Raw genomic sequence first — 21,196 nt, 5'->3', positions numbered from 1 at the left:
TCCGCGCGACTAGGCGCTCAGTTCGCCGCGCGCAACGCCTCGCTCACCGTGTCATGAAACCGGCGGATGCCCCCTTCGAGCGTACCGAGCGTCAGTTCCGGCACCACGCCGGTAGACAGACCTTGTTGGCCCAGCTCCGCTGCGCGGAAATCTTCGGATGCGAACACCCCGCCATCGAGGAGGGCCCAGCTGCGCTCCCAGTGATCGCGCGCCTTGTCGCTGTGGGGTTCCTCCGGGATCAGCATGAAGTCTTCCACCAGGGTGTGGTCGTGCGCAGTCGGCCACAACGCCATCACGTTGATGTAGTCGGGACTGGGGATGATGACCGTTGCCGGGAGCAGCTGATAGGCGAACGTCACCCGCCGCCGCAGCGCGGCCATGTCGGTGAGGTCGATGTCGCCCAGCTCGTCCACCCGGCCGACCGCGCTGCGGGCATGGCAGCCGATGGAATCGCCGGCGGTCACGCCGTCCTTGAAGAACGGGCCGATGGTCTTCGCGTGCAGCCGGGTGACGTGATAGCTTTCCAGGAACGCGTCCATGATCAGCTTCCAGTTGCCGCGCACCTCGTGCGTCTTGCGGCGAAACAGGAAATGATCGGCGGCACCGAAGGCGTCCATGTCGTCGCCCAGCGTGCGGGCGAGGGTGAAATCCGCCCCCTCGACTGGCGAATACCAGATCAGGCCGCCCGCCTCGCAGCTCGGCAATTCGACGAGGTGAAAGTCACCCTTGTCGAGGCCGGGGAAGCTGTCGGGGCGGGGCAGGGCGAGGAGCGCGCCGTCGAGGCGGTACGTCCACGCGTGATACGGGCATACCAGCCGCGCGGCACACTCCGCCTCGTTGCCTTCTACCAGCCGGGTGCCGCGATGGCGGCAGACGTTCAGGAACACGTGGCAGACGCCCGACTTGTCGCGGGTCACCAGCAGCGGCTTGCCAGTGAGATCGTGCGGTACCGCCATTCCCGGATCGGGGATCAGCGCACTGGGCATCAGCACTTGCGGCAGACGGTCGAACAGCGCGGCCTTCTCGCGCGCGAAATGCTCAGGATCGGTGTAGACGGAGGCGGGCACCGTGGTGATGCCCCCCGCGGGGCGCGTCTCGCCGCGTGCCAGTGCTTCGGCCAGCGCAAGCTGCCCGGCAGTCGGTCTTTTCCCCGGCGCGATTATGGCCTCGTTCATGGCGAAGCTTCCTTATTCCTGTCCCAGCGCTAAATGTCGCACGGAATTGGGTATTCGGGAAGGACGCTAGGGAATGGCCGCAGCCGCAGCGAAGAAGCCGGGGTTCCGCACGCTGATGCGCGCGATGCGCAATCGCAAGACCGGTTTCATGGCGCTGTTCGGGTTTGCCAGTGGGCTGCCCTTCGCGCTGTTCCTGGGCACCCTTTACGCCTGGCTGACCGAGGCCGAGGTCGACCTTGAAACGATGGGCGTGTTCAGCCTGATCGGGCTGGCCTACGCCTTCCAGTTCCTCTGGTCGCCGTTGGTGGACCGGATCGACATTCCGCTGTTCCGCAAGCTGGGCAAGCGCAAGCAGTGGATCGTGCCGGCCCAACTGGTGCTGGGCGCGGTGCTGGTGATCATGAGCGCGCTCGATCCGGGCAGCTCGCTCGGCATGTTCAGCCTGCTGGCCGCGATCGGCGCGTTTGCCAGCGCGACGCAGGACATCGCGATCAACGCCTGGCGCATCGACATCGCCGACGAAGACGCGACGCTCGATATCCTCTCGACCGTCTACCAGATGGGTTTCCGCCTGTCTTCGCTGGTGGGCGGCGCGCTGGCGCTGATCCTGGCGGCGCGGATCGGCTGGCCGCAGACGTACCTGCTGATGGGCGGGATTCTGCTGGCGATCGGCGTGGTCGGGCTGTTCGCGCCTGACGCCGATGTCGTCGCGCCGACCGCCGAGCAGCAGGACGCGATGCTCGTACTGCGCCGCGCCGGACAGCTTTCCCCCAAACTGCGGATGCAGGCGCTGCTGGCGATCGGGGCGCTGTGGGGCGCGGCGCTGCTGACGGTGATCGTGTTCATGGTCATGTCGATGACCGCCGCGCCCGACGAGCGGCCCGATCCCACCGCCTTTACGGCCACCGCAGGTCCGCTGATCGTCATCGCCACCATCGTGCTGCCCGCCCTTATCGCGGGATGGCTGGTGGGCAAGCAGCGCAATCCAGCCCTGCTGTTGCAGGAAGACGTGCCGGTCGCCACCGGCGGAGCCGTGGTGGCCGACCATCTCTATCGTGCGCTGGTGCTGCCGCTGGTGGAATTCGTCGGCCGGCTGGGCTGGTCGCTGGTGCTGATCCTCGCGCTGGTGCTCACGTACCGCATCTGCGACGCGATCTGGGGCACCTTCGCCTATCCGTTTTACCTGGGCGAGCTGAAGTATTCGAACGACGAGGTCGCGGTCGCCTCCAAGTTCTTCGGAGTGGGGGCCATCGTGCTCGGCCTCGCGATCGGCGGGACGCTGCTCACCGCCATCGGCCGCATGGCTACGTTGACCCTGGGGGCGGTGCTGGCCGCGCTCACCAATCTGCTTTACGCCGACCTTGCCCGGGGAGGCATCACGATGCAGGCGTTCGCCGATGCGATCGGGTTCACCAACCTGGTGCAGAGCTTCGGCGCAAGGCCTGAAATGGCCAAGCTGATGCTGGCCATCGGCGCGGAGAATCTGGCCGTCGGCATCGCCGGGGCGGCCTATGTCGCGTGGCTCTCGTCGATCGTCGCAAAGGGATACAGCGCGGTGCAATATGCGCTGTTGTCGTCACTGACATTGCTGGTCGGGACCTTGGGGCGAGGCGCGCTCGGTCAGGCGATCGAGGAGCGCGGTTATTACAACGTCTTCCTGTTCACCACCGCCATCGGCGGCATTGCCGTCGTCCTGTGCCTCGCGGAATGGTACCGGCAGAGCCGCACCGCCCAAGCCGGGGTGGTCGCGCCAGAGCCGGCCTGACCGATTGCGGCGATCAGCGGGGGATCTGGTCGTTCGCTCGCAGGACCTCGCCTGCAAGGTAAAGTGAACCGGCGATCAGGATCGGCCGCCCGTCCGGCTCGATCGCGCGCAGCGCGTCCTCGACGCTGGCGAAGGCACGGCAGCCAGGGCCGAAAGCCGGCGCGTCGTGGCAATCGCTCCCGGCAATGGGCACCGCCGAAAGGCTGGCGATCCGACCCTCCAGCGGATCGACGATCGCGCGCGGGTTCTTGCTCGCCAACATTCCGATGACGAGGTGCACGGGCTTGTCAAAATGACGAGCGATGGCCGCCCCGGCGTCGGGGTTGTGGCCCCCATCAAGCCATAGCTCGCGCCCCGCGACCAAAGCGGTCAGAGGTCCGTCGCCCAGCAGTTGCAGCCGGGCGGGCCAGCGGGCGCTGCGGATGCCTTCGTTAATCGCCAGCGGGTCGACCGCCACGAAATCCTGGTGCCGCAGCATCGCCACCGCGAGTGCCGCATTATCCGCCTGATGCGCGCCGGCGAGTGCGGGAAGGGGCAGCGCAAGGCGGCCGTGCCGGTCCTCGTATTCGATGCGCTCTCCCACGTGTGCCGACCAGTCGCGCCCGCGCAAGTGCAACGGTGCCCCGGCGGCCAGCGCGGCGCGCTCGATTTCGAGCTCGGCGGCTTCGGAATAGCTCATCGTCACCAGTGGACGGCCCGGGCGGACGATCCCCGCTTTCTCGAACGCGATGCGGGCGATCGGATCATCGGGCGTGCCCTCTTCGGGTGCGAGCAGGAATGCTTCGTGATCGATACCGAGGCTGGCGATCCCGCAGGCGGCGGGGTGCGGAAGCACGTTGGTCGCGTCGAACCTGCCGCCCAGGCCGACCTCGATGATGCACGCGTCGGCCTCCGCCTCCGCGAAAGCGAGGAAGGTAGCGGCAGTGGTGACCTCGAAAAAGCTGGGGCCGAGGTCCTCGCCAGCATCCAGCACGTCCTTCAGGCGCGCGGCAAGCTCATCGTCCGAGATCAGCTCGCCCGCGATGCGGATGCGTTCGTTATAGCGGACGAGGTGCGGCTTGGTGGCGGCGTGGACGGTCAGCCCGCCGGCCTCCAGCATCGCGCGCAGGTAGGCGCAGGTCGACCCCTTGCCATTGGTGCCGGCAACGTGGAACGCGGGCGGCAGCCGGTCCTGCGGGTTACCGAGCCTTTCCAGCAGCGCGCGGATCGTTTCGAGCCCGAACCGTCCCTGTGGCAGCGTCAGCTTCGCCAGCCGATCGAGCTGCGCCTGCACCGCGGGGTCGGACGATGTGGCAAAGTCTTTCATCCGCGCCCTCCGCGTGCGGGAAAAGAGCTACGCCGCCCGCGCCGGCGCGAGGTATTCGATCAGGGTCGCCAGCGTATCCTTCAGGTCCTTCCGCTCGACCACCATGTCGACCATGCCGTGCTTGTGCAGGTATTCGGCGCGCTGGAACCCCTCGGGCAGCTGCTCCCGGATGGTGTCCTGGATCACGCGCTGGCCGGCAAAGCCGATCAATGCGCCAGGTTCCGCGATGTGAATATCGCCCAGCATGGCATAACTCGCGGTGACGCCGCCCGTGGTCGGGTCAGTCAGCACGACGATATAGGGGAGGCCGGCCTCCTTCAGCCGGCGGGTCATCACGGTCGCCTTGGGCATCTGCATCAGGCTGAGGATGCCTTCCTGCATCCGCGCGCCGCCCGCTGCGGTCACCACGATGTAGGGGCAGCGCCGCTCCAGCGCCCGTTCCGCTCCCGCCACGAACGCAGTGCCGACGGCCATTCCCATGCTGCCGCCCATGAAGCCGAAGTCTTGCACCCCGACCACCGCCGGCCGTCCCTCGATCGCGCCAGAGCCGACGCTGAAGGCATCGCTATGCGGGTTCTTGGCGCGCGCCTGCTTCAGGCGGTCGGTGTACTTCTTCGTGTCGCGGAACTTGAGCGGATCTTCCTTTACGCTCGGCTGCGGGAGGACGTCGAATCCGGCGTCGAGCAGTTGGCCAAGCCGCTTGTCGGCGCCGATCCGACCGTGGAAGTTGCACCGGGGGCAGACTTCCAGGTTGTCCTCGAACTCCTTGATGAACAGCATCTCCTGACAACCCGGGCACTTGATCCACAGGTTATCGGACGTCTCGCGCTTGGCGACGAACGGGAGCGAGTTGCGGACGCGGCTGAGCCAGCTCATGCCCGGGGTTCCTTATACATGGACGTCTTTCCGTGCTGTGTGGACGGCTTCCGCTAGCGAAGCGGTCAGCGCTTGCAAGCGTTCAGGGGCGTTCGGCTGGGCGCACAGCTCTACCAGCGCGGAGCCGACGACCACGCCATCCGCAACCCGGGCGATCGCGCTGGCTTGCTCCGGTGTCCGCACGCCGAAGCCGACAGCGACCGGAAGGTTGGTCGCGGTCTTCAGCCGGGCGACCGCGCTCTCGATCGAGGCGGGGGCGGCCTGCTGCAGCCCGGTGATCCCGGCGACCGAGACGTAATAGACGAAGCCGGACGAACCTTCGAGCACCGCCGGCAGCCGCGCGGTGTCGGTGGTCGGGGTGGCGAGGCGGATCAGGTCGATCCCTTCGGCACGCAGCGCGGGGCCGAGCGCGTCATCCTCCTCGGGCGGGATGTCGACGCAGATCACCCCGTCGACACCGCAACCACTGGCCTCGGCGGCGAACCATTCGGGTCCGCGGCGGATCATCGGGTTGGCATAGCCCATCAGGACGAGCGGCACATCGGGGTGACGGTCGCGGAACTCGTTGGCGATCATCAGCACGTCACGGGTGGTCGTGCCCGCGCCAAGGCTGCGCAGGTTCGCCGCCTGGATCGCCGGCCCGTCGGCCATCGGATCGGTGAACGGCATCCCCAGTTCGATCACGTCCGCGCCGCCCGCGACCAGCGCGTCAAGGTTGGCCGCGGTGTCGCCATCGCCTGCGGTGATGAAGCAGACGAGAGCGGAGTGGCCCTTGGTGAATGCGGAGGCAAGGCGTGTCATGGTTGCTCGCTCTTGCTCAGCCAGCCACCCATGATCAGCACGGCGGCAGTAATGGCGACGACGATGTCACCCGCGCCGATGCTTTCGCGCGGACCGTCGAACACCAGGATTCGCGCGATCAGGCAGATCAACAGGACGCCAAAGACAATAAGGATAAAGCGGCCGGCTTCGGCCAGCGTCGGCACCTTCACATCTGGACTCCGAGATGCTCCGCCACCGTGAAGATGTCCTTGTCCCCGCGCCCGCACAGGTTTGCCAAAATGATCGCGTCGCGGTCCATCTCCTTCGCGCGCTTGGCGACGGCGGCGATGGCGTGGCTGGGTTCGAGCGCGGGGATGATGCCCTCGGTGCGGCACAGCATCTGGAACGCGTCCAGCGCCTCGTCATCGGTGATGGCGGTGTATTCGACCCGGCCGGTGTCCTTGAGCCAGGCGTGCTCGGGGCCGATGCCGGGATAGTCGAGCCCCGCGCTGATCGAGTGTGCTTCGGTGATCTGGCCGTCGTCGTCCTGCAGCAGGTAGGTCTTGTTGCCGTGAAGCACGCCGGGCGATCCACCCGCGAGCGACGCGGCGTGTTCCTTGTCGAGCCCATGCCCCGCCGCCTCGACGCCAAGCATCTTGACCTCCGCATCGTCGAGGAAGGGATGGAACAGACCGATCGCGTTGCTGCCGCCGCCGATCGCGGCGACCAGCAGGTCGGGCAGGCGGCCGGTGCGTTCGAGCAGTTGCGCCCGCGCTTCGGTGCCGATCACGCTTTGGAAATCGCGCACCATCTCCGGGTACGGGTGCGGGCCCGCGGCGGTGCCGATGATGTAGAACGTGTCTTCCACGTTCGCGACCCAATGGCGCATCGCCTCGTTCATCGCGTCCTTCAGTGTCGCCGCGCCGCTGGTGACGGGGATCACCTCGGCGCCGAGCAGCTTCATGCGAAACACGTTGGGCTGCTGGCGGCTAACGTCCGTCGCGCCCATGAAGATCGTGCACGGCAGGCCGAACCGCGCACAGACGGTGGCGGTGGCGACACCGTGCTGGCCCGCGCCGGTTTCGGCGATGATCTTGCGCTTGCCCATGCGGATCGCGAGCAGGATCTGGCCGATGCAATTGTTGATCTTGTGCGCGCCGGTGTGGTTGAGCTCGTCGCGCTTGAACCACACTTGCGCGCCGCCCAGCGCCTCAGTCAGTCTCTCGGCGAAATAGAGCGGGGAGGGGCGGCCGACGTAGTGGGCCATCAAATCGTCGAATTGCGCCTGAAAAGCCGGGTCCGCCTGCGCGGAGCGATACGCGGTCTCCAACTCCAGGATCAGCGGCATCAGCGTTTCGGCGACGTAACGGCCTCCGTAATCGCCGAAGTGCCCGCGTTCGTCCGGCATGTTACGGTAGGAGTTGGGAGCGGTGTTCATGGCGTATCCCTTGGCGGCGCTACCCGGCGAAGTCGAGTAGGGATTGCGCTCGTCAGGCACCGCGCGCAGCGGCGATGAACGCCCGGATCCTGTCGGGGTCCTTTACGCCGGGCGCGCTTTCGAGCCCGCTGGACGCGTCGACCAGCGGCGCACCGGTGATGCGCACCGCTTCGGCCACGTTGGCGGGGCTCAATCCGCCGGCCAGTCCCCATGGCGCGGGCTGCGACATGCCCGACAGCATCGTCCAGTCGAACGCCAACCCCATGCCGCCCGGCAGCGCGCTGCCCGCTGGCGTCTTGGCGTCATAGATCACGCGGTCCGCCGCCTCGAGATGGGCGCGCGCGGTGAGATCGGCGGGCTGGCTGACCTCCACCACCGCCCACACGGGCAAGCCGAAGCGGGCGCGGATTTCCGCTCGCCGCGCTGCGGTGACGCGGTGAACCTGCAGGGCGCCCAGTCGCCCCGCCTCGACCGCTTCGCGCAGCAGGTCGTCAGCCGGATCGACGAACACCCCCACCCGGCTGATCGCCGCTCCGGATCGCTGGGCGAGCGCCGCGGCATCAGGGAAGCTCAGGTTACGCGGGCTGGGCGCGAAGAACACCAGGCCGGCGTAGTCGGCGCGCTCCGCGATCGCGATATCGAGCGCGGCGGCGTCGCTGATTCCGCAAATCTTGATCAGGGGCGCTGTCATGACCCGCACCTAGGCTGTGGTGAGCCGCTTTTCCAGCACCGCAAAGGTGATCGGCGGATCGCGCCGCACGGGGAACGGGCGGGTCTCACCCGTCCTTCGGTAACCGCGCCGCTCGTACCAGGCGATCAGGACATCACGGCTGTCGATCACGGTCATCTCCATCGCGGCGACGCCATCCTGGCGCGCGCGCTCCTCTGCGGCATCGAGCAGGCGGCGGCCGAGACCCGACGACTGGAGAGCAGGCTCGACGCAGAGCATCCCCAGGTAGGCGAGGTGCGCCCCCTTGCGGGTGACCGCGACGCAGCCGACCAGAGCGTCGCCTTCGCGCGCCACCAGCATCGCCGTGTGAGGATCGGCCAGCACGCCGGCGAGCTCTTCAGCAGTGACCCGCTCATCGTCGAGGATGTCGGCCTCATGGTTCCACCCGCGCCGCGCCGAATCGCCGCGATACGCCGCCTCGAGCAGGCGCTTGAGGGCAGGGGCATCACCGGGCGCTGCGCGCTCGATTGCGCTCAAAGCGTCGCCTCGATGGCGCGCGCGGCGGCGAGCGGGTCCTCGGCCCGGCTGATCGGCCGCCCGACCACCAGCACGCTGGCGCCGTCGTCACGCGCGGCACGCGGGGTGACCACGCGCTTCTGATCACCGACCACGTGGTCCGCCAGCCGCAGGCCGGGGACGACGAAAAAGCCATCCTTCCACTGGCCGTGCACCGCCTTAACCTCGTGTCCAGAGCAGACGATGCCATCGAGCCCGGCCGATTGGGCGAGGTCGGCAAGCCGCATCACCTGGTCGTGCGCGCAGCCGTTCACGCCGGTGCGCTGCAGGTCGCGCTCGTCGAGGCTGGTGAGCATCGTCACCGCGACGACCCGGGTTCCATTGCCCGCCGCCGCCTTGGCATCTTCCATCATCGCCCGCCCGCCGCTGGCGTGGACGGTCACGATCGCCGGTTCCAGCACGTGGATCGCTTGCATAGCCCCGGCGACCGTGTTGGGGATGTCGTGCAACTTGAGGTCGAGGAAGATCGGCAGGCCGACCCGCGCGATCTCGTGCACCCCGTGATGGCCATGGGCGCAGAAGAATTCGAGCCCCAGCTTGAGGCCGCCGACATGGCCCTTGACCCTGCTGGCGAGCGCCCTCGCGTCATCCAGCCGCGGCAGATCGAGCGCAAGGTAGACCGGATTGCTCATCCCAGGATGTCGTCCCGCCGCACCGGTGCACCGTCGACCGGCGCGGGTGCCAGCGGTTCGGCGGCCGGATGGGCGTGCGCGGGCGCGGGCGCGGGCGACGCCGAGGACGCTGCGGGGGCAGCCGGGGTCACGGCGTTGGCGCGCACGGAGGTCTCCAGCGTGGTGATACGCCGCTGCAGCCGCCACTTGCTGCCCCGGTGGACCAGCCACATCGGGATCAGGCCCAGCAGGAACGACGTCACCACCAGTGCCGGAATCTTGGTTTCCAGCACCAGGTTATCCCAGATCTGCACTTCGACGGGGCGCCAGTTGAAGAAGCTGAACGCGAGCAGGAGGACCAGCAGCGCGACCCAAAGAATTGTGCGGACGATCTGCATGCGCTTGAACTCCTGTAAGCCTTGCCGCCGGTCTAGGATGAAGCCGGGGCGAAGGGAAGGGCGGGGGACAGGCGTGGGGTTACCGGCCGAACACCCGGTCGAAGATCGTGTCGACCTGGGCGAAGTGGTAATCGAGGTCGAACTTGTCCTCGATCTCGGCCGGCGAAAGCGCGGCGGTCACTTCGGAGTCCGCTTTCAGCAGGTCGAGCAGCGATAGCGCGCCGTCGCTTTCCCACACCTTCATCGCGTTGCGCTGGACCAGCCGATAGGCATCCTCGCGGCTGACGCCCGCCTGGGTCAGCGCCAGCAGCACGCGCTGCGAGTGGACCAGGCCGCCCATCCGGTCGAGGTTCTTCTGCATTCGCTCCGGATAGACCAGCAGCTTGTCGATCACGCCGGTGAGCCGCGCCAACGCGAAGTCGAGCGTGATCGTCGCATCGGGTCCGATGAATCGTTCCACCGACGAATGACTGATGTCGCGCTCGTGCCACAGCGCGACGTTCTCCATCGCCGGCACCACCGCGCTGCGAACCATCCTCGCCAGCCCGGTGAGGTTTTCCGTCAGCACCGGATTGCGCTTGTGCGGCATCGCCGAGCTGCCTTTCTGACCGGGCGAGAAATACTCCTCTGCCTCCAGCACCTCGGTCCGCTGGAGGTGGCGGACTTCGATCGCCAACCGCTCGATCGAACTGGCGATCACTCCCAGCACGGCGAAGTACGTCGCGTGCCGGTCGCGCGGGATCACTTGCGTGCTGATCGGCTCGATCGCGAGGCCGAGCTGATCAGCGACATGCGCCTCGACCGCCGGATCGATGTTGGCGAACGTGCCCACCGCGCCGCTGATCGCGCAGGTCGCGATCTCGGCCCGCGCCGCCACCAGCCGCTCGCGGCAGCGGGCGAACTCGGCATGGGCTTGCGCCAGCTTGAGGCCGAAGGTCACCGGCTCGGCATGGATCCCGTGGCTGCGGCCAATGGTCGGGGTGTACTTGTGTTCCTCCGCCCGGCGCTTCAGCGCGGCGAGCAGCTGGTCGAGATCATCGAGCAGGATGTCGCTCGCGCGCGCAAGCTGGACCGACAGCGTCGTGTCGAGCACGTCGGAACTGGTCATGCCCTGATGCATGAAGCGGGCTTCTTCACCCACTTGCTCGGACACCCAGGTGAGGAATGCGATCACGTCGTGCTTGGTCACTGCCTCGATCGCGTCGATCGCGGCGACGTCGATGGTCGGCTCGGTCGCCCACCACTTCCACAACGCCTTAGCCGCGCTTTCCGGCACGACCCCCAACTCGCCCAGCTTCTCGGTCGCGTGCGCCTCGATCTCGAACCAGATGCGATAGCGCGCCTCCGGCTCCCAGATGGCGGTCATCGCGGGGCGGGAATAGCGGGGGACCATGTCGTGACTCCGGTTGGCTGCGCGCCAGCGGCTAGGGGCCGCGCCCGGCTATATCAACCCCTTGGCCCTGAGGCTCACGTGGCCTTCGCGGCCGACGATCACGTGATCGTGGACCACGATGCCCAGCAGGCGTCCGGCCTCCGCGATGCGGCGGGTGATGTCGATGTCGGCACGGCTCGGCTCGGGATTGCCGCTCGGGTGGTTGTGCACCAGGATCAGCGCGGTCGACCCGACATCGAGCGCTTTCCGCACCACCTCGCGCGGGTGGATCGCCGCTTCATCGATCGATCCGTCGCCAACGTGGTGATCGGCGATCAGGCGATTGCGGGTATCGAGATAGAGCACCCGCACCCGCTCGACCGTCAGGTGCGCCATGTCGATCGTCAGGTAATCGATCAGCGCCTGCCAGCTGCCAAGCACGGGCTTGGCCTGCACCTCGCCCCTTGCCATCCGGCGGGCCGCCAGGGCCACGGCCTTGAGCGCGGCGGCCCCGGTTTCGCCCATGCCGGTCACCTGCGTCAGGGCGCCCGGCTCGGCATTCAGGACCGCGTTGAGTGTGCCGAAGCGCGCCAGCAGCGCCTTGGCGAGCGGCTTGGTATCGCCGCGCGGATTGGCGGCGAACAGCAGGTATTCCAGCACTTCGTAGTCGGCCAGCGCCTCCGCCCCGCCGGTCAGCAGCCGTTTGCGCAGCCGCGCCCGGTGGCCGGCAGCGCCGTTCGCGGCACCGGGCGTTTCGGCTTCAGGTGGTGGCAACCTTTCCCCCGGCATCTCGTTCACACCGGCGCATTGCCTTTGGTGGGCAGCGCGCGCAAGTGGGGGCCGATGACGAGCGCGGACGGCGACGTTGACGAAGCTGTAGCTGACGGTGAGCCGCGCCGCCGCCGGGTCTGGCTGCGCGTCCTGTTCGCCTTCATCCTCGTGCTTCTTGCGGTGGTGCTGGCCGGATGGCTTTCGCGAGAGCGGATCGCCGGCAACCTGATCGAGGACCAGCTCGAAAAGTATGACATTCCCGCGACCTACACGATCGAGCGGATTGGCCCCGACCGGCAGATCCTCACCAACATCGTCGTCGGCGATCCCCGTCGGCCCGACCTGACCATCGAACGCGCCGAAGTGCCGATCAAGCTGCGCCTTGGTGCGCCCACGTTCGGGCAGATCACGCTGGTCCGTCCGCGCCTGTTCGGGACGGCGCGCGGCGGCAGGTTGAGCTTTGGCACGCTCGACAAGGCGTTGTTCCGCGACACCGGCCAGCCGCCGGGCCTGCCGCGGATCGACCTGCGGCTGATCGATGGACGCGCTCTGATCGAAAGCGACTACGGCCCCCTGGGCATCAAGGCGGAGGGTCAAGGCCGGATCGACAACGGGTTCACAGGCATGCTCGCGGTCGCCGCGCCCACGCTGGACGGCGGCGGCTGTGCGGCGCGCGGCGCATCGCTCTATGGCAAGGTGGCCACGGCCAGCGGGAAGGCGCGGATCGAAGGACCCGCGCGGTTCGCCAGCCTGTCGTGTCCGGGCCAGGGTCTGGCGCTCGCCAGGGCGGCACTGACGGTCGATGCCGCGATCGATGCGGACTTCGCCGGAGTTGAGGGGCGGGGGCGCCTGGAAACGGGCCCGGCCCGGGTCGCCGGCGCACGCGCCAACGGCCTGGCGGGGACGGCCAATGCCACCTGGCGCTCAGGTGCGCTCACGGCCCGGTACTCGCTTGCCGCGCGTGGGCTCGCGCACCCGCAGGCGAACGCCGCGCTGGTGACGGCCGATGGCACGGTGCGTGCGCGGGACAGCCTGCGCACGCTGGAGGTGCAATCCGCGATCGCGGGTAACGGCCTGCGCGTCGGTGCGGGGCTCGACGGGTTGCTGGCGGACGCGGCACGATCGGCGCAGGGCACCCTGCTGGCACCACTGCTGTCCCAGACGCGCTCGGCGCTGGCGCGTGAGGGCAGGGCCAGCACGCTGACCGCGGAACTGACCGCCCGCCGCACCGGCGGCGTCACCACCCTCGTCATCCCCCAGGCCAACTTGCGGGGGGGCAGCGGCGCCACTCTGCTGGCGCTGTCGCGAGGGCAATTGAGCATCACCGGGCAGGGCACGCCGCGCTTTGCCGGCAATCTGGCCACGGGCGGCGCGGGCTTGCCCCGGATCGCCGGGCGGATGGAGCGCACGCCCGCCGGCCGGTCGGTCCTGCGGCTGCGCATGGCCGAATACCGCGCTGGCAGCAGCGTTCTGGAAATCCCCGAGCTGGTCCTCGCCCAATCCCCTAACGGCGCGCTGGGTTTTTCCGGGCGCGCGCGGGCGAGCGGCGCGCTGCCGGGCGGATCGACCCGCAACCTCCTGCTGCCCCTCAGCGGAAACTGGTCCCGGCGGGGCGGGCTCGCGCTGTGGAACCGCTGCACGCAGATTGGCTTCGATCAACTGGCGGTCGCTTCGCTCACGCTGGAGCGCAGGTCGCTCACCTTGTGCCCCGTCCGCGGCCAGCCGATCGTGCGGCACTCCGCGCAGGGTCTGCGCATCGCCGCGGGGGCGCCCTCTCTCGACCTGTCGGGCCGGCTGGCGAGCACGCCCATTCGCCTGCGCACGGGAGCGGTGGGCTTCGCCTATCCCGGTGCGCTGAGCGCGCAGGCGGTGGATGTCGCGCTCGGCCCGCCGGCGACCGCCAGCACGTTCCGCATCTCCAACCTCACTGCGACCTTCGGGCGAGAGATCGCGGGCAGATTCGCCGATGCCGACATCCGACTGTTCTCCGTGCCGATGAACCTGATGGAGGCGTCGGGCACCTGGCGTTACGCCGGCGGCGTGCTCAGCCTGGCGGACGGCAAGTTCCGCCTGATCGACCGGGAGGCCGCACCGCGCTTCAATCCGCTGATCGCGCAAGGCGGGACGCTGACCTTGCGGGACAACATCATCCGGGCGAACGCCACCCTGCAGGAACCCGCCAGCGGGCGCGAGGTGACCGACGTGGCGATCCTGCACAACCTGCAAACCGGGGTGGGCCATGCGGACCTGGCGGTTGGTGGCCTGGTGTTTGACCGCGGCCTGCAGCCCGCCACCCTGACCCCGCGCGCCAAGGGCGTGGTCGCCAACGTATTCGGCACCGTGCGCGGGACCGGGCGGATCGACTGGGATGAGCGCGGCACCACCAGTTCCGGCCGCTTTTCCAGCGATGCGCTCGATTTCGCCGCCGCTTTCGGTCCGGTGAAAGGCGCGAGCGGGACGGTCGAATTCATCGACCTGATCGGGCTGACCACGGCGCCCGACCAACGTCTCCGCATCGGGTCGGTCAACCCGGGTATCGAGGTGACTGACGGCGAACTCGTGTTCTCGCTGCGCAACGGCCAGGTCCTGGGCGTCGGGGGCGCGACCTGGCCGTTCATGGGCGGCACGCTGACCCTGCGCTCGACCAACCTCAACCTCGGCGTCAGCGAGGAACGGCGCTATGTCTTCGAGATCGAAGGGCTCCAGGCGGCGGAGTTCGTCCAGCGGATGGAACTGCCCAACATTTCGGCCACCGGCACGTTCGACGGCACCCTGCCGATCATCTTCGACCAGCAGGGGAACGGCCGGATCGAAGGCGGCCTGCTGATCGCGCGGGCGCCCGGGGGTAATGTGTCGTATGTCGGGGAACTCACACGCGAAGATCTCGGCACGATGGCGAACTTCGCGTTCGAGGCGCTGAAGTCGCTCGATTACCAGCAGATGAGCGTCGCGATGGACGGCAACCTGACGGGCGAGATCGTCACCCGGGTACGGTTCGACGGAGTGAAGCAAGGCGCGAACGCCAGGCGCAACTTCATCACCAGACGGTTCCAGAACCTGCCGATCCGGTTCAACATCAACATCCGCGCGCCGTTCTATTCGCTGATCACGTCACTGAAGGCGATGTACGATCCGGCGTCGACTCGCGATCCGCGCGACGTGGGGCTGCTGGACGACGAAGGCAACGTCCTCCGCCGCGAGGTCACTCCGCCGCCGCCTGCGATCACGCCCGACGACCTCATCCCCGACAGCCCTCCCGTTCAGACCTCGGAAAGCGAGATACTGCCATGACCCCTTGCGAATTGACCCGCGCCCGCGGCCTTGCGACAATCCCGCCGATGAGCGGGATCAGGCGCGCAGGTTCGAAGGTGGGGGTATTGCCGCTGGCGATGCTGGGGATCGCGATGGTGGGTGGGTGCGTCAATGTGACTGCCCCTGACAAGCCGATCGTGATCGAACTCAACGTCAACATCCGGCAGGAAGTGATCTATCGGCTCGCCGCGGACGCGGAGAGCACGATCGACGAAAACGAGGACATCTTCTGATGAACACTGTGGCAAAGTTTTTCGCGGCAGCCAGCCTCGCCGGCATGGTCGTGGCCGCACCCGCGATGGCGCAGCGTGACCCGGCCTACGAAGCGGCACGCGCTTCGGGCCAGGTGGGTGAGAAGATGGATGGCTATCTCGGCATCGTCAGCGGCGGGGCAGGCCTGCAGCGGATCGTATCGGACATCAATATCAAGCGCCGGGCGCTTTATTCGCAGCGCGCGCAAGCGGCCAATCCGCCGGTGACGCTGGAGGAATACGCGCTGACCGCCGGGTGCATCGCGATCGCGCGGACCACGCCGGGGGAAAAATACCAGGCGCCTGACGGCAGCTGGCAGACGCGCACCAGCGCTCCGCCGCAGCGGGACAGCCGCTGCCCCGCGCTCCAGGCCAAGATCGGGCAGTAACTGCGGCGGTCGTGCCGGGGCCGGTTGACTCGGCTTAGACCCCTGCCTAAGGGGGCGGCGCACCGGTTCTGGCCCACTCGCGGCCGGGGCCGGTTCCGTCTATAATCGAACCAGTCGTCCGTCCGCGGGGGCTGGCCCGCGCTAACGGACAGCTCGCTTTGGCCGATCAGAACGACCACAATCCCGGCGACGACCTCGATCGCCGTATAGCCGACGCGCAGGCGCGGCAGCACCAGGGCGTCACCAACGCCCAGGGGCAGGCGGAAACGCGCGGCTGGGCTGTGGGCATCGAATTCATCGGCGCCGTGCTGGTATCGGGTTTCATCGGCTGGGCGTTCGATAATTGGGCCGGCTTCGACAGCGCGCCGTGGGGCATGATCGTGATGCTCGTGCTGGGCTTCGCCGCGGGCACGCGCCGCGCGATGAAGACCTCCGCGCAGTTCGACAGCCATCCTGACAACGACGACCGCAGGTAGGATCAAGTTTCATGGCAAGTCCGATGGAGCAGTTCGAGGTCGTTCAGCTGCAACCGCTGGAAGCGGGTGGCTACGACCTGTCGTTCACCAACAGTTCGCTGTGGATGGCGATCGCGATCGGCGTGATCGCGGTGTTCATGTTCGTCGGCACGGCGAAGCCGCAGCTCGTCCCGGGACGCTGGCAGGCGGCGGTCGAATACGTCTACGACTTCGTGCGCAACATGCTGGCGGAAAACGTCGGGCCCGAAGGCAAGCGCTACGCCCCGCTGATCTTCGCGGTGTTCATGTTCGTGCTGGTGTGCAACCTCCTCGGCCTGCTGCCGTGGGTCGGCGCGTTTACCCCGACCAGCCACATCTCGGTGACTATCGGCCTTGCGTTCCTGGTGTTCATCATCGTCTGCATCGTCGGGTTCTGGCGCCACGGGCTGCACTTCTTCAGCCTGTTCTGGCCCAAGGACGCCAACATCTTTCTCGGCGCATTCGTGTTCGTGATCGAGGTGCTGAGCTTCCTCTCGCGGCCGTTCACGCTGGCGATCCGGCTGTTCGCCAACATGACCGCGGGCCACGTGCTGCTCAAGGTGTTCGGCACGTTCGTCGTGGCGCTCGGCTCGTTCAACGCGGTGCCGTATGTGTTCGGCATCCTGCCTCTGGCAGTGAACGTCGCGCTGACCGCGCTCGAAGTGCTGATCGCGGTCGTCCAGGCATATGTTTTCGCTCTTCTGGCATCGTTGTACCTCAACGATGCGGTGAATCTCCACTAAGGGCCGCGTTGGCCCACCGACTGGTAATCTCAAGGAAAGGTTTTCGACATGGACGTTGAATCGGCACGCGTTATCGGTGCGGGTCTGGCTGCGATCGGTGCGGGTCTCGCCGCCATCGGCGTGGGCGCGATCTTCGGCAACTATCTGCAGGGCGCGCTGCGCAACCCCAGCGCCGACGCGCAGATGGGTGGCCGCCTGATCTTCGGCTTCGCGGTGACCGAGGCCCTCGGCCTGATCGCCGCCGTCGTCGCGCTGGCACTCGCCTTCAGCTGATTTCCTTATCGCCGGGCCAGACGCAGCGCGTGGGGCCCGGCGATCAACATTCCGGGTGACGGGCGGCTTCGATGCCTCAATTCGATTTCGGTACAGTGTTCATCCCCCAGCTGTTCTGGCTGGCGGTGTTCTTCGTCGTGCTTTATTTCGGCATCGTCCGCCTGACGCTGCCGCGCCTGGGCAAGGTGATGGACGAGCGCACGTCGAAGATCGACGGCGATCTGGCGGTCGCGCAGTCGGCCAAGGACGCGGCTGACGAACTCGTCGAACAGAACCGGGTCGAGCGTGAAGCCAACCACGCCCGTGCGCGTGAGGCGCTGGCGGAAGCCAACGCCGCCGCCGCCGCCGCGCGCGAGCAGCGGGTCGCTGCCGCCAAGGCCTCGACCGATGCTCACACGGCGGCCGCGGAACAGCGGATCGCCGGCGCGCGCGAAGCGGCCCGTGTCGCCTTGCGCGATGTGGCCGCCGAAAACGCCCAGGCGATCGTCGCCAAGCTGACCGGCAGCGAGCCTTCGCGGGACGCTGCGGCCAGTGCCGTCGATGCCGCCCTGGCGCGCGGCTGACAGGATCCAGAACGATGAGCGCACTTCCCGCATTGGTCGAAGAACAGCCTGCCGGGCACACCGAGGTGAACGGGCATGTCGAGGAAACCCTCCTCGGCCTGGGCGCTGAGGGCTGGGTCTACGTCAGCCTGACGATCTTCTTCCTGCTGGCGATCTTCGTTGCCAAGGCGCCGCAGAAGATCGCTGCCGCGCTGGACGCGCAAATCGCGGAGAAGCGCCGTAACCTCGACGAAGCGGCGCGCATCCGTGCAGAGGCGCAGGCGCTGCTCGACCAGGCCAAGGCAGAGCATGCCCAGAGCGCGCAGGAAGCTGCCGCGCTGCTCGATCATGCTCGTGCCGATGCTGCCAAGATCGTGGAACAGGCCGAAGCGGATACCGCCCTGCTGCTCGAGCGCCGCGCGGCGGCCGCTGAATCGAAGATTGGCGCTGCCGAACGGGCCGCCGTCGACGAGCTACGGCGCGAGGCTGCCGCGATGGCCTCGCAGGCTGCCGCGCGCCTCATCGCTGCGCAGCACGGCGAGGACGCCGATCGTCGCCTGGCCGATCAGCTGATCAGCACAATCTGATATTTATCAGGCGCGGCGGAACTGCCGCCGGACCCGCTCGCTTCGTCCTTGTTACAGCAAGGAGAAGCACGTGCCGGTTACCGCGATCGCCATCAACTGTTCGCTCAAGAAAAGCTCGGGCGAGGACAGCTCGACCGACGCCATGATCGAGGTGTTGCGGGAGCACTTTGCGGCCGCTGACGTCGAGATCAGTGAAACCATCCGGATAGCCGACCACAACGTGTTGCCGGGCGTCACGTCGGATGAAGGGGACGGCGATGACTGGCCGGCCCTGCGGGAAAAAATCCTCAGTCACGACATCCTGATCTTTGGCGGGCCCATCTGGATGGGCCAGATCGGCTCGATCGCCAAACGGGTGCTCGAGCGGATGGACGCATTCCTGTCCGAAACCGACGATCAGGGACGGATGCCGAGCTTCTCCAAAGTCGCCGTCGCCGCCATTGTCGGGAACGAGGACGGGGCCCACTGGGCCTCAGCGCAATTGTTCCAGAGCCTCAACGACACCGGCTGGACGATCCCCGCCACCGCCGCCTGTTACTGGGTGGGCGAAGCGATGGGTTCGACCGACTTCAAGGATCTGGACAAGACGCCTGACAAGGTCACCGAGACCGCCAAGCTGGTCGCCAGCAATGCGGCGCATCTGGCGAAGTTGCTGAAGGCGGATGCCTACCCGGGCCCTGCCTGACGATCAGGGGCGGAAGATCAGCTTTCCGACTAGCGCGCCGGCGGCCATCGCGTCGAAGCCCTCTTTCCAGCGGGCCAGCGGCAGTTCCCGGTCGATGACCGGCGCGATGGCGCGGTCGTTGGCCAGGCGTGAGACTTCGGCGGCTATCCGCGCGCCCCGCTCCGGAAAGCGCCGTGCGTATTCGCCTGCCCGCACGCCGACGATCGAGAAGCCCTTGATGAGCGGGATGTTGACGGCGATCTCGGGGATGCGGCCGGCGACGAAGCCGATCACCAGCAGCTTCCCGCCGAACGCCACGCAGCGGGTGCTCTCGTCGAATACGTCCCCGCCGACGGGGTCGTAGACCAGATCGCACAGGGCGCCGCCGGTCAGTTCCGCGACCTCCTCCCGAAAGCGCCCGTGGTTGACGATCACCGCATCGGGCGAGACCGCCGCCCGGATGCGCTCGGTCTTGCATGGATCATGTGTGGCGGCGATCACCCGGGCGCCCAGCGCGCGCGCCAGGTCGCACGCGGCCAAACCCACTCCGCCGCTCGCGCCATGGATGAGAACCCACTGGCCGGCCTGCAACCCGCCAAGCTCTACCAAGGCCGTGTAAGCGGTGGTGTAGGCGGCCCCCAACGCCGCGGCTGCGGAATAGTCGAGCGCGGCGGGTATGGGTCTGAGCGAACGCACCGGCACTGCGGCAAACTCCGCGAACGCACCGGTCTTGGCGCCGCCCATCACTCGGTCGCCAGCCGCGAACCCGCTGTCCGCTTGCGCTTCCAGCACTTCGCCTGCCAGTTCCATGCCTGCGGTGAACGGCACTGGTGGCTTGAACTGGTAGCCGCCCCTGGTCATCAGCAGATCGGGATAGTTGATCGATGCCGCATGGACCCGCACCAGCACCTCGCCGGGTGCGGGGACGGGATCCGGCAGGTCCGCCAGTCGCACGCCGGACAGATCGTCAGACAGCGCCTCGACCCGCAGCGCCTTCATCAGGCGAAGATCGTCAGGTCGAGCGGCTTCGAATGGCCGAACCAGATGACGTAGCGGGTGTGATCGGCCAGATCTTCGCCGCTGAGGCCATGCGCAAAAATGGTCAGCCCCTCGCGTCCTTCCGAAGCCCAGTGGGCAAACCGCGCGAACTGCTCGGGCCGCAGGGAAAGCTGCACCGATCCGCGCGGATGCGGCCCCATCGGTGCCGTGTGGAAGTGTCCGACCGGGCAGTCTAACTCCACCTGCGCTGCTGCAGCCACGGCGCGGGCATGATCGACCTCGTGCGGATCGAAATAGATGTGCGCGTGGTAGCCGCGGATCGCCACGGCCTAGAAGCTGTCCTTGGCAGCGCGCAGGGCGGCAAAGGTCTCGTGCGCCGGGCCGCCGCCCCACCGGGCGCGCAAGTCGTCCGTATCGGCGCGCAGGAACGGGTTGGTCGCAAGCTCGCGCTCCAGCTTGGTCGGAACCGTGGGTTCCTGCCGGGAGCGGCGCTGGTCGATCTCCGCGACATAGTCCTGCAGCTCCGCATTGTCGGGGTCGGCGTGAAGCGCGAAGCGGGCGTTCGACTGGGTGTATTCGTGCGCGCAGTACAGCATCGTCGCCGGCGGCAGCGCCTTGATCCGCTGGAGGCTGGCCCAGAACTGCTCCGCCGTCCCTTCGAACATGCGCCCACAGCCGAGCGCGAACACGCTGTCGCCGACGAAAGCCACCTCGTCGTCGGGCAGGTGGATGGCGATATGGCCGTTGGTGTGCCCGCCCACGTCGAACACGGTGCCTTGGTGCTCGCCGATGGTCACGGTGTCACCCGGCGTCAGCACCCGGTCGAGTGGACCGATCCGCTCGACTTCCGCAGGCCCGCTGACGGTGCAGCCGGTGGCCGCCTTGATGGCCGCGTTGCCGCCCGCATGATCCGGGTGCCAGTGCGTGTTCCAGATCTGGGTGATCTGCCAGCCTTTTACCGCCGCTTCGCGCAGGTAGGCATCGGCCTCGGGCGTGTCGATGCAGACGGTTTCCTGGCTGTCCGGGTCGTGGACCAGGAAGCCGTAGTTGTCCGACAGGCAGGGAAACTGGTGGATCTCGAGCATGAGGGGCAGGGTAACGCCTGCGCCCCAATGAGGAAAGGCCCGCCAGCTCAAAGGAGCGGGCGGGCCCTTCTTTACTTCGGCGGGGCCGTCACGGGAGCGGAGCCCGTGATGTGGCCTCCGGCCAGCCTTTAGTTCCA

The 21,196-nt window shown here is 67.7% G+C and carries 25 protein-coding genes; 10 read left to right on the top strand and 15 right to left on the bottom strand.

Features of this window, described 5'->3' with window-relative positions:
- Positions 1–17: 17 nt before the first annotated feature.
- Positions 18–1,175, bottom strand: coding sequence for an aromatic ring-hydroxylating dioxygenase subunit alpha (locus C0V74_RS03940; protein WP_143250726.1), 1,158 nt, complete (start codon positions 1,173–1,175; stop codon positions 18–20).
- Between the two features lie 73 nt (positions 1,176–1,248).
- Here C0V74_RS03940 and C0V74_RS03935 point away from each other — a divergent pair, with 73 nt between their 5' ends.
- On the top strand, positions 1,249–2,940 hold the full coding sequence (locus C0V74_RS03935) for an MFS transporter (protein ID WP_143250725.1): 1,692 nt from the start codon (positions 1,249–1,251) through the stop codon (positions 2,938–2,940).
- A 13-nt stretch (positions 2,941–2,953) separates the two neighbouring features.
- Here C0V74_RS03935 and C0V74_RS03930 read toward each other — a convergent pair whose 3' ends face one another.
- The 11 genes from C0V74_RS03930 to radC all read right to left on the bottom strand — a co-directional run bounded on the left by C0V74_RS03930 (position 2,954) and on the right by radC (position 11,738).
- The gene (locus C0V74_RS03930) at positions 2,954–4,246 is read right to left on the bottom strand and encodes a folylpolyglutamate synthase/dihydrofolate synthase family protein (protein WP_143250724.1); all 1,293 of its coding nucleotides are present in this window, start codon (positions 4,244–4,246) and stop codon (positions 2,954–2,956) included.
- Between the two features lie 27 nt (positions 4,247–4,273).
- Positions 4,274–5,122 (bottom strand): acetyl-CoA carboxylase, carboxyltransferase subunit beta, encoded by an 849-nt coding sequence (gene accD / locus C0V74_RS03925; RefSeq protein WP_143250723.1) that lies wholly within the window; start codon positions 5,120–5,122, stop codon positions 4,274–4,276.
- A gap of 12 nt (positions 5,123–5,134) precedes the next feature.
- Positions 5,135–5,923 carry a tryptophan synthase subunit alpha gene (gene trpA, locus C0V74_RS03920; RefSeq protein WP_143250722.1) on the bottom strand — a complete coding sequence of 263 codons (789 nt, stop codon included), beginning with the start codon at positions 5,921–5,923 and terminating at the stop codon, positions 5,135–5,137.
- Positions 5,920–6,108, bottom strand: coding sequence for a hypothetical protein (locus tag C0V74_RS03915; RefSeq protein ID WP_143250721.1), 189 nt, complete (start codon positions 6,106–6,108; stop codon positions 5,920–5,922). Before C0V74_RS03915 ends, trpA begins: the two co-directional genes overlap by 4 nt.
- A 2-nt stretch (positions 6,109–6,110) precedes the next feature.
- A complete protein-coding gene (gene trpB, locus C0V74_RS03910) occupies positions 6,111–7,322 on the bottom strand; it encodes a tryptophan synthase subunit beta (protein ID WP_131625282.1) in 1,212 nt (403 codons plus the stop codon).
- 52 nt (positions 7,323–7,374) lie between these two features.
- Entirely contained in the window at positions 7,375–8,013 is a 639-nt protein-coding gene (locus C0V74_RS03905; protein WP_143250720.1) for a phosphoribosylanthranilate isomerase, read from the bottom strand.
- 9 nt (positions 8,014–8,022) lie between these two features.
- Positions 8,023–8,529, bottom strand: a complete 507-nt coding sequence (locus C0V74_RS03900) for a GNAT family N-acetyltransferase (protein WP_210413441.1) — start codon at positions 8,527–8,529, stop codon at positions 8,023–8,025.
- Positions 8,526–9,200 (bottom strand): orotidine-5'-phosphate decarboxylase, encoded by a 675-nt coding sequence (pyrF, locus tag C0V74_RS03895; RefSeq protein ID WP_143250719.1) that lies wholly within the window; start codon positions 9,198–9,200, stop codon positions 8,526–8,528. Before pyrF ends, C0V74_RS03900 begins: the two co-directional genes overlap by 4 nt.
- Positions 9,197–9,577: a DUF1049 domain-containing protein gene (locus tag C0V74_RS03890; protein WP_210413440.1), complete on the bottom strand. Its 381-nt coding sequence runs from the start codon at positions 9,575–9,577 to the stop codon at positions 9,197–9,199. Before C0V74_RS03890 ends, pyrF begins: the two co-directional genes overlap by 4 nt.
- 79 nt (positions 9,578–9,656) lie before the next feature.
- On the bottom strand, positions 9,657–10,970 hold the full coding sequence (gene purB, locus C0V74_RS03885) for an adenylosuccinate lyase (RefSeq protein WP_143250718.1): 1,314 nt from the start codon (positions 10,968–10,970) through the stop codon (positions 9,657–9,659).
- 48 nt (positions 10,971–11,018) lie between these two features.
- The gene (gene radC, locus C0V74_RS03880; protein WP_143252145.1) at positions 11,019–11,738 is read right to left on the bottom strand and encodes a DNA repair protein RadC; all 720 of its coding nucleotides are present in this window, start codon (positions 11,736–11,738) and stop codon (positions 11,019–11,021) included.
- A gap of 54 nt (positions 11,739–11,792) precedes the next feature.
- On the opposite strand from radC, the gene C0V74_RS03875 reads away from it, so the two are divergent.
- From C0V74_RS03875 to C0V74_RS03835, 9 genes are all read left to right on the top strand, one after another.
- A complete protein-coding gene (locus tag C0V74_RS03875) occupies positions 11,793–15,011 on the top strand; it encodes a YdbH domain-containing protein (RefSeq protein WP_143250717.1) in 3,219 nt (1,072 codons plus the stop codon).
- A 47-nt stretch (positions 15,012–15,058) separates the two neighbouring features.
- Positions 15,059–15,265: a YnbE family lipoprotein gene (locus tag C0V74_RS03870; RefSeq protein WP_246844954.1), complete on the top strand. Its 207-nt coding sequence runs from the start codon at positions 15,059–15,061 to the stop codon at positions 15,263–15,265.
- On the top strand, positions 15,265–15,672 hold the full coding sequence (locus C0V74_RS03865; RefSeq protein ID WP_143250716.1) for a YdbL family protein: 408 nt from the start codon (positions 15,265–15,267) through the stop codon (positions 15,670–15,672). Before C0V74_RS03870 ends, C0V74_RS03865 begins: the two co-directional genes overlap by 1 nt.
- Before the next feature lie 158 nt (positions 15,673–15,830).
- On the top strand, positions 15,831–16,148 hold the full coding sequence (locus tag C0V74_RS03860) for an AtpZ/AtpI family protein (protein WP_131625288.1): 318 nt from the start codon (positions 15,831–15,833) through the stop codon (positions 16,146–16,148).
- A gap of 11 nt (positions 16,149–16,159) precedes the next feature.
- The gene (locus C0V74_RS03855) at positions 16,160–16,909 is read left to right on the top strand and encodes a F0F1 ATP synthase subunit A (RefSeq protein WP_165938551.1); all 750 of its coding nucleotides are present in this window, start codon (positions 16,160–16,162) and stop codon (positions 16,907–16,909) included.
- Positions 16,910–16,957: 48 nt separating this feature from the next.
- A complete protein-coding gene (locus tag C0V74_RS03850) occupies positions 16,958–17,182 on the top strand; it encodes a F0F1 ATP synthase subunit C (RefSeq protein WP_131625290.1) in 225 nt (74 codons plus the stop codon).
- A gap of 71 nt (positions 17,183–17,253) precedes the next feature.
- A complete protein-coding gene (locus C0V74_RS03845; RefSeq protein ID WP_131625291.1) occupies positions 17,254–17,745 on the top strand; it encodes an ATPase in 492 nt (163 codons plus the stop codon).
- Positions 17,746–17,759: 14 nt separating this feature from the next.
- Positions 17,760–18,311, top strand: a complete 552-nt coding sequence (locus C0V74_RS03840; protein ID WP_131625292.1) for a hypothetical protein — start codon at positions 17,760–17,762, stop codon at positions 18,309–18,311.
- Between the two features lie 70 nt (positions 18,312–18,381).
- On the top strand, positions 18,382–18,996 hold the full coding sequence (locus tag C0V74_RS03835; protein ID WP_143250715.1) for an NAD(P)H-dependent oxidoreductase: 615 nt from the start codon (positions 18,382–18,384) through the stop codon (positions 18,994–18,996).
- Between the two features lie 3 nt (positions 18,997–18,999).
- Here C0V74_RS03835 and C0V74_RS03830 read toward each other — a convergent pair whose 3' ends face one another.
- Genes C0V74_RS03830 through gloB form a run of 3 tightly spaced genes read right to left on the bottom strand, consistent with a single transcriptional unit; the run spans position 19,000 to position 21,059 of the window.
- The gene (locus C0V74_RS03830) at positions 19,000–19,974 is read right to left on the bottom strand and encodes an NADPH:quinone oxidoreductase family protein (RefSeq protein WP_143250714.1); all 975 of its coding nucleotides are present in this window, start codon (positions 19,972–19,974) and stop codon (positions 19,000–19,002) included.
- Positions 19,974–20,300: a DOPA 4,5-dioxygenase family protein gene (locus tag C0V74_RS03825; RefSeq protein ID WP_143250713.1), complete on the bottom strand. Its 327-nt coding sequence runs from the start codon at positions 20,298–20,300 to the stop codon at positions 19,974–19,976. The genes C0V74_RS03830 and C0V74_RS03825 overlap by 1 nt, the downstream gene beginning before the upstream one ends.
- 3 nt (positions 20,301–20,303) lie before the next feature.
- Positions 20,304–21,059 carry a hydroxyacylglutathione hydrolase gene (gene gloB, locus C0V74_RS03820; protein WP_143250712.1) on the bottom strand — a complete coding sequence of 252 codons (756 nt, stop codon included), beginning with the start codon at positions 21,057–21,059 and terminating at the stop codon, positions 20,304–20,306.
- Positions 21,060–21,196 lie beyond the last annotated feature (137 nt).

Origin of the sequence: Altererythrobacter sp. TH136 (assembly GCF_007065885.1) — a bacterium.
In the GTDB taxonomy this organism is placed as follows: domain Bacteria; phylum Pseudomonadota; class Alphaproteobacteria; order Sphingomonadales; family Sphingomonadaceae; genus Tsuneonella.
Note: the sequence above shows the minus strand (reverse complement) of the source record. Positions and strands in the feature narration are given on the sequence as shown.